Consider the following 13186-nt stretch of genomic DNA (forward strand, 5'->3'; position numbering starts at 1 on the left):
CGCGACCGCCGCCCAGGAGGAGTCGAACATGTCGATCCGTTCCCGTACCGCCGCGCTGCTGTCGGTGATGCTGGCGATGGCCTTGCCCGCCGTCCCGGCCAGCGCCGGTGGGAAGGGCTCCGGGCACGGTCCGCAGGCCCTGCACTCGCTGCGCGCACCGGTCACCGACGAGTCGTTCTACTTCGTGATGGCCGACCGGTTCGCCAACGGTGATCCGGGCAACGACCGGGGCGGCCTCGGCGACGACCCCCTCGTGTCGGGTTTCGACCCGACCCGGACCGGCTTCTACAACGGCGGCGACCTCAAGGGACTGCTGAACCGGATCGACTACATCCGAGGGCTCGGCACCAGTGCGATCTGGCTGACCCCCAGCTTCAAGAACAAGGCCGTCCAGCTCGAGGACGGGCCGTCGGCCGGTTACCACGGCTACTGGATCACCGACTTCACCCAGATCGACCCGCACCTGGGCAGCAACGCGGACCTGCGGGCCCTGGTGGACGCCGCACACGACCGGGGGATGAAGGTCTACTTCGACATCATCACCAACCACACCGCCGACGTCATCGGCTATGAGCAGGGCGCCCGGATGGCGTACACCGGTAAGGACGCGGTGCCGTACCGGACCGCTGCCGGGGTACCGTTCGACGACCGGGACAGCGCGGGCAAGCCGAGCTTCCCGGCGTTGAGCCCGGAGAGGTCGTTCCCGTACACGCCGGTGTTGGATCCGGCCGAGCGGGACCTGAAGGTGCCGGCCTGGCTCAACGACGTCACGCTCTACCACAACCGGGGTGACACGACGTTCACCGGTGAGGACTCGTACTACGGCGACTTCTTCGGCCTGGACGACCTGTTCACCGAGAACCCCCGGGTGGTCGACGGGATGATCGACATCTACCAGCGGTGGATCGGCGACTTCGGCATCGACGGCTTCCGGATCGACACGATGAAGCACGTCAACGACGAGTTCTGGCAGCGCTTCGGCCCCGAGGTCCTGCGGTACGCACACCGCCAGGGAAAGTCCGAGTTCTTCATGTTCGGCGAGGTGTTCGACACCACCCGCGCGTTCACCTCGCAGTTCACCACCCGCGACCGGATGCAGGCGGTGCTCGACTTCCCGTTCCAGGAGGCGGCCCGCAACTTCGCCTCACGCGGCCAACCGACCAGCCAGCTCGCCACGTTCTTCACCGACGACGACTGGTACACCGACCAAGATTCGAACGTCTACCAGATGCCGACCTTCCTCGGTAATCACGACATGGGCCGGATCGGCAGCTTCGTCGCCGCCGACAACCCGGGTGCCGACGACACCGAGCTGCTGGCCCGCGACCGGCTGGCGCACGAGCTGATGTACCTGTCCCGGGGCAACCCGGTCGTCTACTACGGCGACGAGCAGGGCTTCACCGGCCCCGGCGGGGACCAGGCCGCCCGGCAGACGATGTTCGCCAGCCAGGTGCCGGCGTACCTCGACGACGACCTGATCGGCACCGACGCCACCCACGGGCAGGACAACTTCGTACCCGGACACCCGCTCTACCGGTCGATCAGCCGGCTCGCCGCGCTCACCCGCAGCCACCCTGCCCTGCGCGACGGCACCCACCAGCACCGCTACGCCACCGACGGTCCGGGCATCTACGCCTACTCCCGGCTCGACCGGACCGAGCAGCGCGAATACGTGGTCGCGACCAACAACAGCGAGCAGCCGCAGACCGCGGCCATCCCGACCTACCTCGCCGGACACACCTTCACCTCCGTGTACGGCGACGGCACCCACCGTGTACGCACCGGCGGCGACCGGAAACTGACGCTGACCGTGCCGCCGCTGAGCACCCTGGTCTACCAGTCGACCGGACAACTCCCCCGGTCCAAGGCGGCACCGGCGATCTCGCTCGCCGCACCGGTTCCCACCCCCGAGACGCCGGGACGGATTCGGGTCGCCGCCGACGTGTCCGGCTCCTCGTTCAACGAGGTCACCTTCCAGGCCCGGGTTGGCAAGAACGGCCGGTGGGAGTCGATCGGCACCGACGACACCGTGCCGTACCGGGTGTTCCACGACGTGTCCGGGCTGGCTCCGGGCACGCCGGTGCAGTACCGGGCGGTGGTGCTCGACAACAACCGGCACACCGCCCAGACCGGCGTACGGTCCGCCGTGGTTCCGCCGCCCGCGCTCACCATCGCCGCACCGGCCGAGGGCAGTGGCGTACGGGGACGGGTCGAGGTGCGTACGACCGCGGACCCGGACCGGGCGACGCACGTGGTGGCGGTCGAACGCCGGGTTGCCGGCGGCGCGTGGCAGCGGATCGGCACCGACGCGTCCGCACCGGTCTACACCGTCTTCGACGACCTGACGCCGCTGAACCTGGCCGCCGACACGGTGGTCGAGTACCGGGCGATCCTCACCGAGCCGAACGGGACGCGGGTCACCAGCGCCACCCGGCGGGTACGCGCGGCCGGACCGCCGATCCCCACCGCCACCCTGCACTACCTGCGACCGGCCGGAGACTACGGCCAGTGGGGGCTGCACCTGTGGGGTGATGCAGTCGACCCGGCGACCCTGGCCACGATCGGCTGGGACCGTCCGCTGCCGCCGACCCGGATCGAGAACGGCTGGGCCGAGTACGACATCCCGCTGGTCGCGGACACCAGCGCGGTCAACTTCATCATGCACCTGCCCAACGGGGACAGCGTGCCGTCGACCCGCGAACCGGGAGGCGACCGCTCGTTCGTGCCGATCGACCGCCCCCAGGTGTGGATCGTCCAGGGCGACCCGACCGTCTACTCCAGTCCACCCGCCGGGCGCTGAGCGTTCCGTTCCGCCGCCGCCGGGGCTGACCAACTGGTCAGCCCCGGCGGTTCGCCGGGTTGAATCCGACCCGAACCACGCTCCACGCCGGTGACAGCATCACGCATATCGACGCGGACGGCCTCGTGGTGGAGGATGAACAGCCGCCGGTCGGCGCTCAGGCGACCCGGCCGGCGACCAGCAGGAACTCGTTGTCCGGGCTGCGGCGGACGGTCAGCGGCGCGTAGCCGGCCGCCTCCAGCATCGCCGTGATCTCATCTGCGGAGCGGTGGTGGTAGCGCCAAAGGCGCACACGGCGGCCGGCTGGCAGCGTGATCCGGCCGGCGACCATCACCGGGCCGGTTAGACGGATACCCAGATACCGTTGTCGTGCTGTGCCGTCGAAGCCGACCTCCGGCTCGTAGCAGTCGCGCCGCACCCCAAGGCGGTCGAGCATCGCGTGGTATCTCTCGGGGATGTCACCCGTCTCGGTCTCGCCGAACTGGAAGAACGCACGATTGGCAACCGTGTCTACTCGGAGCGCGTAGGCGATAACATCAGCCACCTCCTGCGCGTGCCGCAGAACCGCCACCGGATCGGCGAAGTTCAGCAACGTGCCGCCGGCCAGGAGCACCAATGTGGCCGGACCCCGCAAATCGGCAAGCGGTTCGGCGGTGAAGTCGCGGCGACGGAACTCAAGGGGCGCGGCAGGGCCGAGCCAGGTCCGTAGGTTGGCTTCGGCGATCGCGAGCATCTCGGCACTGATGTCAACGCCGACGTACCGTTCGAGGCGCCCGGCTGCCTGTAGCCGCTCCAGCATGCCGCGGACCGGGATGCCATTGCCGGGGCCCAGATCCACAACCCGCACCGGGCCGGGCAGCGAGGTCACCAGGTCGTCGTGCGCGTCATGCAGCATGCCCAGCGTGGAGTGCAGGATGTTGGGGACGGCGTCTCCCTCCTGCCAGGTCGCGAACCGGTCCCAGGTCGCAGCGCCTTCTCCCATGTACGAGTAGCGGGCGTCGATCTCGCCCGTGGCCGCCAGGTGGGCCGCGATGTGGTCGAGATCCTCCGGGGTGAACGTCATGGCGCACATTTTGGATGACTTCGACGATCCGATGCACCCCAAGAATACGGAATTGTCGGTACCTGTAAGACCCACGCTTTGTGAGAGCGGTTGCTCTCTATTCGACATGTGGTCTGGTCGGCACGCGGGTTATGGAGAGAAGGTGAGACTTTCGCGCGAGTTCGACATCCGTCATCGAGGCGGCCGTTCCTGGGCTACCGGCTCACACCGAACTGTGGCGGTCTACTACCCCTGGAGGGGCAGTAGACCGCCGCAGCGGTTACCGGTGGTGGTACGTCAGGAGGCGTACGCCTCGAACTCGGAGAGCTGGCCGGCGGGCCAACCCGTGTTGGCGGTGAAGGTCAGCCGCAGGTAGCGCTGTGACGTGCCCTGGAAGGTGATCGTCGCAGTGTTACCGGAGGCCGGGTTGAAGGTGTAGCCGGCCGAGCCCACGACGGTCGAGTACGTCGACCCGTTGGTGGAGCCGAGCACCGACAGGGTCTGGGTACGGGTCCCCCAGTCCGTCGCCGGTGGCAGCTTGAGCACCAGCCGGGACACCGTCACCGCCGAGCCCAGGTCGACTGTCAGCGACTGCGGGAACGCGTTGTTGGCGCTCTCCCAGTAACTCGCCGGATTGCCGTCGACCGTGTTGCCGGCCACGTAGTTCTGGCTGGTGCTGGTCGCGGTGACCGGCCGACCCGCCGCCAGGTTGGCGTTGGTGGCGGTGCCGGTGCCGGACAGCCCCACGGTGAGCGGGCTCCCCGGCGCGTTCGAGGCCACCGACAGGGTGCCCGTACGGGCTCCGGTGGCGGTGGGGGTGAACGTCACGTTGACCGTGCAGGACGCCCCCGCCGCGAGAGACGAACCGCAGGTGTTGGACTGGGCGAAGTCCCCGGTGGCGGTGACGCCGGTGATGGTCGCCGCCGCCGTACCGGAGTTGGAGACCGTCACCGCACTGGCCGGGCTGGGCGACCCGACCGTACGGCTGCCGAACGACAGGGTGCCCGGCGAGACCGACAGCACCGGTCCCCCGGTGCCGCCGCCGGCGTACACCTCGAACTCCGACAGTTGGGCCGCCGGCCAACCGGTGTTGCCGGTGAAGGTCAGCCGCAGGTAGCGGCGCGCTCCGGCCGGCAGGTTGAGGGTGACCGTGTTCGCGCTGGCCGGGTTGAAGGTGTAGCTGGCCGAGCCGAGCACGGTCGAGTACGACGTGCCGTCCGTGGAGCCGAGTACGGACAACGTCTGGTTACGGGTTCCCCAGCCCGGGGGCAGCTTGAGCACCGCCCGGTTGACCGTCACCGCCGCACCGAGGTCGACCGTCAGCGACTGCGGGAACGCGTTGTTGGCGCTCTCCCAGTAGCTCGACGCGTTGCCGTCGACCGTGTTGCCCGGCGCGTACCCCTGGTTGGCGCTGGTGGCGGTGACCGGGCGGCCGGCGGCCAGGTTGCTGCTCGGGTTGACCCCGGTGCCGGACAGCGGCACGGTCAGTGCCGTCCCGGTCGCCGGGGTGACCGTCAGCGAGCCGGTGCGGGCCCCGGCGGCGGTCGGGCGGAACGTGACGCTGACGGTGCAGGTGGCCCCCGCGGCCAGGGACGATCCGCAGGTGTTGGTCTGGCTGAAGTCACCACCGGTGACCACACCGGTCAGCGTCACCGCGGCGGTACCGGTGTTGCGTACGGTGACGGCCTGGGCGGCGCTGCTGGTGTTGACGTTCTGCGGGCCGAAGGTGACGCTGGTCGGCTGCGCGACCAGTCCACCGCCGGTGCCGCCGCGCCGCCGTTCGAACTCGGCCGCCCAGTACGCGGTCCGGTCGAGGTACGCCGTCTCCGCCGACGCCCCGGTGCGCCCGTACGCGCCGGAGTAGGTCTGGTAGGGGAACCCGGACGGGGGCGTGCTCCGGGCCGGCTCGATGGTCGAGCCCTCGTGCCACTCGTTGAACGAGGTGATCGACACCCAGGTGGGCAGGCCACCGGTTGCCGTACCCAGGGCGTTGTTCCACACCTGGTCGTAGGTGGCGCCGTTGTTGCGGGCCAGGGTGGGGGTGGTGTTGCCGGGCACGGCCCGGTCGTCGATGTAGCCGGGGCCGATCGACGGTGCCCAGATCAGGTTGTTCGCCTTCGCGTACGCGCTGGCGTTGGCCCAGCCGGGTGCGGTCGTCGCGGCGATCGCGTCGTAGGTGTACATGCCGGAGAAGCCGGCGATCTTCGAGGTGTCGGTGGTCTGGGCCAGGATGATGTTGTTCGCGTTGACCTGGCTCAGCGCCGACCAGTCCGGGATGAGCAGGCTCTCGAAGACGTAGAACGCCGGCCGGTTGCCCTGGTCCGGTGCCCGGTAGAAGGCCGGGTGGCTGCCGTACCGGGTGTTGATGTAGTTGATGTCGGCGACGGTCGAGGCGGCGGTGCGACCGCTGTACGGCTCCAGGTGCCAGGCGATCTTGATCCCCTGCTGGGCCGCCGCGTTCATCACGGTGGTGACCAGGTTGTCCTCGTACGAGCCCTGGCCCCACCAGGAGTAGACGAGCGTGTTCGCACCGGACTGCTTCACCCACGCCATGTGCTGTGCGAGCACCGCCGGGTCACCCGAGTCGTACGAGCCCAGGGTCGGGTAGAAGTCCGCCCCGACGTCGTTCGGCGGGGTGCGCCCACCCTGCTGCCAGTGCCGCCAGCCGCCGTTGGGGCCGGTCGGGCTGCCGTACCAGGGGTAGTAGAACAGGTGCACGTTCGACGAGCCGGTGGGTGCCGGGCCGCCGGTCACGGTGATCACGACGGTGGCGGTGCTCCGGGCACCACGCGCGTCGGTCACGGTCAGCGTCGCGGTGAAGGTGCCGGCGCTGGCGTACGTGTGGGTGGTGTTGGCGGTGGTCGCCGTGCCGCCGTCGCCGAAGTCCCAGGCGTACGTGAACGGGGTGTCGCCCTCGGCGTCGGTGGCACTGCCGGTGAAGGTCACCGGCAGCGGTGCGGCGCCGGAGGTGGGTGTCGCCGCCGCGGTCACCTGCGGCGGGGTGTTGCCACCCACGCCCGCCCCGACGAAGTCCACCCAGTTGACGTTGAGCAGGGAGGTTCCCGCCGGGGTGCCCGACGCCGCCTTCGCCACGAAGAACAGCGGCCCGGTCGTGGCGCTGGCTGCCAGCGGTACGGTCAGGTCGGTGAAGTTCTGCCACCCGCCGGTCCCCGGTACGACCACCGAGCCGAGCAGTGTGCCGGTGGCCGAACCGGTACGCACCTCGACCGTGCCGCCGGTGCCACCGGAGGACGCCCGCAGCCGCAGCGACTGGATCCCGGTGAGGTTCGTCGGGGTGAACGACCACCAGTCGCCGTTCTCGACGAAGGCGATGTTCTGGAAGCCGCCCTGCGGGTCGGTGGTGGTCTCCCGCTGCACGCCCGGCGTACCGCCGGTGGGTGCACCGGCGATCCGACCGGTGCCGGTGAAGTACTCGGCCTGCTTCCGCTTGGGCTGCAACTGGACCAGCGAACGGCCGGTCAGCGGCGCGGCCCCGCCGGGTCCGCCCAGGTCGGTGTAGGTCGCCTCCAGTACGGCGAAGATGTTCGCGTCACCGCCGTGCCCGCTGTCCAGCGAGGTCTGTACGCTGCCCGAGCAGCCGGTCTTCTGCTGCAACGGGTGCGCGTGCTCGTCGTGCCCGAGCAGGTACTGCAACGTCACCCGGGAGCAGTCGACGGTGCCGCCGTCCGGGTCGGTGACGGTCACCGCGTAGTTCACCTGGGCGCCCCAGTCGAAGAACCCGCCGTTCGGCGGCAGGGTCAGGGTCACCACGGGTGCGGTGTTGCCGACCGTGATCGGCACGTTCGCCACCGCGCTGCGGCCACCGGGATCGGTCACCGTCAACTGGGCGGTGAAGTTGCCGTTGGTGGTGTACGTGTAGGTCGGGTTCGCCTGGGTCGAGGTGCCCCCGTCACCGAAGCGCCACGCGTACGTGATCGGTTGTCCCTCCGGGTCCCGCGACCCGGCGCTGCTGAACGCCACGGTGAGCGGCGCCCGCCCGTTGACCGGTTGCGCGGTCGCGGCGGCGATGGGTGCCGGGTCGACGGACCGGTAGTCGATCCGGTAGATGCCGGAGTCGTCGTTGTTGCCGCCGAAACCGCTGCCCCACTCGATCAGGTAGAGCGCGCCGTCCGGGCCGAAGTCGAAGTCCATCGGCCGGATCGTCGACATCCCGGTCAGCAGCTGGTTGATGTCCACCAGCGACTTCCCGTCGGCGGTGACCTGCATCGTGTACAGCTTGTTCTGGTTCCACTCGCCGAAGATCGCCTTGCCGTCGTAGTACGCCGGCCACTTGCGGCTGGAGGCGAGGGCCGGGTCGTACCGGTAGACCGGCCCGGCCATCGGGGCGCCACCGCCGCCGAGTTCGGGGAAGAGCGGGTTGGCGTCGTAGTCGTAGTCGACCGTGGCCGGAACCACCGGCGGCAGGGTGGTCAGCCCGGTGTTGTTCGGCGAGTTGTTGACCGGCGCGGCACAGTTGAACGCCGGCCCGCTCGGCCCGTTCGGGAAGGTGTAGTCCCGGTAGGCGGCGTTCCTGCCCACGCAGTACGGCCAGCCGTAGTTGCCGGCCTGCCCGACGATGTTCCACTCCACCGTGTTGCCGGGACCCCGGTCGGCGTTGGCCTGCCCGTCGGGGCCGTAGTCGGCCACGTAGAGCACGTTCGTCCTCGGGTCGACGCCGATCCGGAACGGGTTGCGGAAGCCCATCGCGTAGATCTCGGGACGGGTCTGCGCGGTGCCCGGCGCGAAGAGGTTGCCGGCCGGCACGGTGTAGGTGCCGTTCGCCTCCGGGCGGATCCGGATCACCTTGCCGCGCAGGTCGTTGGTGTTGCCGGAGCTGCGCTGGGCGTCGAAGTCCTGCCGGCCGGCCCGCTCGTCGATCGGTGTGAAGCCGCCGGACTCGAACGGGTTGGTGTTGTCGCCGGTGGCGAGGTAGAGGTTGCCGGCACTGTCGAAGGTCATCGTGCCGCCGGAGTGGCAGCAGGTGTTGCGCTGGGTGTCGACCTGGAGGACGACCCGCTCGCTGGCCAGGTCGAGGGTGTCGCCGTTCATGGTGAACCGGGACAGGAGGTTGCGCGCCGCCCCACCGTTGGGCGAGTAGTACAGGTAGACCCACCGGTTCGTGGCGAAGTTCGGGTCGAGGGTGAGACCGAGCAGCCCGTCCTCGTTGCCGGTGAAGACGTTCAGGGTGGCTGCGGTGACGGTGGTCTGGGTGTCCGGCTTGATGATCCGCAACCGGCCGTCACGTTCCAGGTAGAAGACCCGGCCGTCCGGCGCGATGTCCAGTTCCATCGGGTTGCTGGTGTTGCTGTCCAGGGTCACCTTCTCGAAACCGCTGGTCTGCGTCGCACCACAGTCGGCGCCGACCACCCCGGCCGCCGTCTGGATGCCGCCCAGCAGGTGGGACCGGAACTGCGGATCCGCGTACGACTCGTTGGTGTGGCCGCCGCCGGTGTACCAGGACCGGCCCCCGTCGTAGTTCTTGCACCAGGCGGTCGGGTGGTCGGCACCCATCGCACCCGTACCGGGGGTGTAGGTGGTCTCGTCGAGGCTGGTCAGCACGTGGGCCGAGCCGCGCGGGTTGGTGCGGAAGTTGTACCACTCGTCGAACCGGCTCCACCGCGACGGCAGGGTAGCCGTGGACGGGTGCGCCGGATCCTCGACCTTCACCGTGGCCTGCTGGTTGGCCGGGTGGCTGGTGAAGTACGCGCCGACCAGGTTGCCGTACCAGGACCAGTCGTACTCGGTGTCGGCCGCGGCGTGGACGCCGACGTAACCGCCGCCGGCCCGGATGAACCGCTCGAACGCGGCCTGTTGGGTCGGGTCGAGCACGTCACCGGTGGTGGAGAGCCAGATGACCGCCCGGTAGCGGGCCAGGTTGGCGTCGGTGAACGCGGTCGCGTCCTCGGTCGCGTCGACGGTGAAGTCGTTCGCCGCACCGAGTTGTTGGATGGCGGTGATCCCGGCCGGGATCGACTCGTGGCGGAACCCGGCCGTCTTCGAGAACACCAGCACCGAGTACGCCGCCGCGGCGACCTGGGCCTGCCCGGCTGCGGTGTCGCGGGTGTTCCCGTTGTTCCGGGCACCCGTTCCGTTCTGGGTGCTCTCGGCGTTCGCGGCGGCTGGTCCGGGCGGCGTCGCGGTGGCGGGCGGGGCCGCCGCGCTGAGCGCGGTGACCGTAGCCGTCGCGGCGGCGACGAGCCCGGTGAGCAGTCGGACGAGTCTTCGTTGCGTCGACGGGCGCGGGGAGCGGTGGGGGGACCGGAACATTCGGGGGGTCTCCTTTCCCGGTGGCGGCACCGGGACAGGCGCCATCGGCTCGGCTGGACCGTGGTGCCATGGCGGTGCCCGCATCGGGTGTTAGGCGAGGACCGCGACCACCCCCGCTGCGCGGGTGTTGCGGTCATGTTTCGGCGGTGTGTTGAGCGATAGATTAGCGCCGATGGTTGCAAGAATCCATCGGAACCCAGAAAATTTTCGACTAGGCCCTGCTTGGTTCGAGAGCCCGGCTCCGGGGCGCGGGTAACAGGGGCCACTGGAGCATCAGGGTTCACGACTTGCGCCGTTGTCCTGCGCACCCACACGGGGCCGGCCGATGCTGAGGGCCGGACGGACTCCGGCGCCCGGAGAGGAGACCCGCTTGGCCACGTACGGATATCGCTGCCCGCGTGACGGCGAGTTCGAGGTGCGGTTCCCGATCGGTACCGCCACGGCGAGCGTCCACTGTGCCGTCTGCCGCGGCGAGTCCACCAGGATCTTCACCGCGCCACTGGTCAACGCCATCGCCCGGCCACTGGTCACGGCCGTTGACCGGGCCGGACGGAGCGCGGAGGCGCCCGAGGTGGTGTCCCGGATTCCCGGACACCGTCCGGCGGCCGTTCGGGGCCCCGGTGGGCGCGGGTCGACCAACCCGGCCCACCTCCGCCTGCCCCGACCCTGAACACCGGGCGCGACGGCACGGGTCAGGTCGCTACACACAGTTACGGCTTGCTCCGGGGTGAAGGGAAAACACGATGCCCGAGGTCATCTTTCCGCTGGACTCGACGAAGAGGTTCACCGACCAGGAGAAGGTCGGTCACAACAGGTGGCACCCCGACATTCCGCCGGTGGCGACCGTACGGCCGGGCCAGACGTTCCGGGTGTACTGCAGGGAGTGGTTCGACGGCGCGATCCACAACGACGACTCGGCCGAGGACATCCGGGACGCGCCGCTGACCACCGTGCACGCGCTCAGCGGACCGTTCGCGGTGCACGGCGCCGAACCGGGTGACCTGCTCATCGTCGACATCCTGGACGTCGCCCCGCTGCCGCAGGAGGACTCCGGTCCGCTCGCCGGTCAGGGCTGGGGCTACACCGGTGTCTTCGCGAAGCAGAACGGCGGCGGCTTCCTCACCGACCAGTTCCCGGACGCGTACAAGGCGATCTGGGACTTCAGCGGGCAGCAGGCGACCTCCCGGCACATCCCGGGAGTGTCCTTCGTCGGCATCACCCACCCCGGCATGATGGGCACCGCCCCCTCCGCCGACCTGCTGGCCAGGTGGAACGCGCGGGAAGGGGCACTGCGGGCGACCGACCCTGACCGGGTGCCGCCGCTCGCCCTGCCACCCGAGCCGCAGGACGCGATCCTCGGCACGCTGACCGGCGCCGACTTCGACCGGGTGGCGGCCGAGGCAGCGCGTACGGCACCGCCCCGGGAGAACGGTGGCAACCAGGACATCAAGAACCTCACCAAGGGAAGCCGGGCGTTCTACCCGGTCTTCGTTCCGGGCGCGAACCTGTCCGTGGGCGACCTGCACTTCTCCCAGGGCGACGGTGAGATCACCTTCTGCGGGGCGATCGAGATGGGCGGGATCCTCGACCTGCACGTCGACCTGATCAAGGGCGGGATGGAGACGTACGGCGTCGCCGAGAACGCGATCTTCATGCCCGGCAACGTCAGCCCCCAGTACAGCCAGTGGCTGGCCTTCTCCGGCACCTCGGTCACCCTGGACGGGGAGCAGCGCTACCTTGACTCGCAGTTGGCGTACCAGCGGGCCTGCCTGCACGCCATCGACTACCTGACGAAGTTCGGCTACACCCCGGAGCAGGCGTACCTGATTCTCGGTGCCGCGCCGATCGAGGGACGGTTCTCCGGCGTGGTGGACATCCCGAACTCCTGCGCCACCGTCTACCTTCCGACCGCCATCTTCGACTTCGACGTACGCCCGTCGGCCGGCGGTCCGGTCAGGATCAAGCCGGGCAAGGGCGCGCCGAGGGCGAGCTTCCAGTAGACGTACGCCAACCGGCGGCGTCCCATCCTTTCGGAGTCATCTGCGGTCGGATACCGGACATTCACCGCCGTCGGGGCCTGGCTCCACCGCGCCGCTGGGATATCGGCAGCAACGCCCGTCCCGGCGGCGGGGCCGGGGTTGTCCAGTGCGGCGGTCGGGCGAGCGCGGCCGGCAACCGGGTGTCCTCGTCGCCCCTGGCCGCGTTGACCTGGAACTGGGTGAGGAAGATGCTGTCGCCGAGATCGGCACCGCGCAGGTCGGCGCCCCGCAGGTCGGCACCGATGAGATCGGCCAGTCCGAGGTCGGCCCGGCCGAGGTCCGCCCCGATCAGGTACGCGCCACGCAGGTTCGCGCCCCGCAGGTCGGCGCCGCGCAGCCTGGCCCCGATCAGGTCGGCGCCCCGCCGGTCGGTCCGGCGTCCCCGAACCGGCGCCCGGACCAACTCGCTGGTCCGTTTCAGCAGCACGTCGACGTCCTGCCGGTGTGCCGCCACGTCCAGTTCGAGGACCGCCTCGGGGGCGTACCGGGTGAGCGCTTCGGTCCGGTCGAGCAGCGTACGGAGGTCCCGGTGGATCGGACGGGCCGGTGCCAGGTTCAGCGCCTCGGTGAGATACCAGAGCAGCTCGTGGAGCTGCCGCATCACGGCGAACACGTCGAACATCTGCTTCGCGGTCTCCGGCGCCTGCCGCCAGTCCCGCCCACCGAAGGTGACCTGGGCGACCCGCTGACCGGCCCCGAAGCAGTCGAAGACGGTGCAGCCGACGAAGCCCTGCTGTCGCAGGTCCTGGTGGATGCCGCAGCGGAAGTCCTGGTGCAGGTTCGGGCATGCCTGCCCGGCAGCCTTGTCGATGGCGAAGTCCGCCGAGGCGGCGAAGGCCGGTGCGACACAGCACAACCCGAAACATCGGGTGCAGTCGGCTCGTAGCTCGGGGCGTGCCCCGCCCGACGCGTCCCGGGCGTCCTCGTGTCCCGCGGTCAAGGTTCGGATCTCCCGTCGCATTCAAGTTGTCTTCGGACATCCGTCGCATACCGGTCGTGGCTGGCCGGCGGGTAGAGCCTATCGTCCGTCCGACCGGG

The 13186-nt window shown here is 69.8% G+C and carries 6 protein-coding genes; 3 read left to right on the plus strand and 3 right to left on the minus strand.

The genetic code is table 11. From position 1 onward, the window contains the following. Positions 1-28 precede the first annotated feature (28 nt). A complete protein-coding gene (locus tag ACWEFB_RS21960) occupies positions 29-2800 on the plus strand; it encodes an alpha-amylase family glycosyl hydrolase (RefSeq protein ID WP_452288063.1) in 2772 nt (923 codons plus the stop codon). 157 nt (positions 2801-2957) lie between these two features. Here the strand turns inward: ACWEFB_RS21960 and ACWEFB_RS21965 are convergent, their stop codons facing one another. Further along, positions 2958-3863 carry a class I SAM-dependent methyltransferase gene (locus ACWEFB_RS21965; protein WP_452288065.1) on the minus strand — a complete coding sequence of 302 codons (906 nt, stop codon included), beginning with the start codon at positions 3861-3863 and terminating at the stop codon, positions 2958-2960. Between the two features lie 276 nt (positions 3864-4139). Continuing rightward, positions 4140-10109: a ThuA domain-containing protein gene (locus ACWEFB_RS21970; protein ID WP_452288067.1), complete on the minus strand. Its 5970-nt coding sequence runs from the start codon at positions 10107-10109 to the stop codon at positions 4140-4142. Between the two features lie 370 nt (positions 10110-10479). On the opposite strand from ACWEFB_RS21970, the gene ACWEFB_RS21975 reads away from it, so the two are divergent. Further along, a complete protein-coding gene (locus ACWEFB_RS21975) occupies positions 10480-10779 on the plus strand; it encodes a zinc ribbon domain-containing protein (RefSeq protein WP_452288069.1) in 300 nt (99 codons plus the stop codon). Between the two features lie 73 nt (positions 10780-10852). Then, complete coding sequence (gene fmdA / locus ACWEFB_RS21980) at positions 10853-12109, plus strand: formamidase (protein WP_452288071.1); 1257 nt, start codon at positions 10853-10855, stop codon at positions 12107-12109. A 61-nt stretch (positions 12110-12170) separates the two neighbouring features. On the opposite strand, the gene ACWEFB_RS21985 is transcribed toward fmdA, so the two are convergent. Next, on the minus strand, positions 12171-13088 hold the full coding sequence (locus tag ACWEFB_RS21985; RefSeq protein ID WP_452288073.1) for a pentapeptide repeat-containing protein: 918 nt from the start codon (positions 13086-13088) through the stop codon (positions 12171-12173). Positions 13089-13186 lie beyond the last annotated feature (98 nt).

Source organism: Micromonospora sp. NPDC004704 (assembly GCF_053601675.1).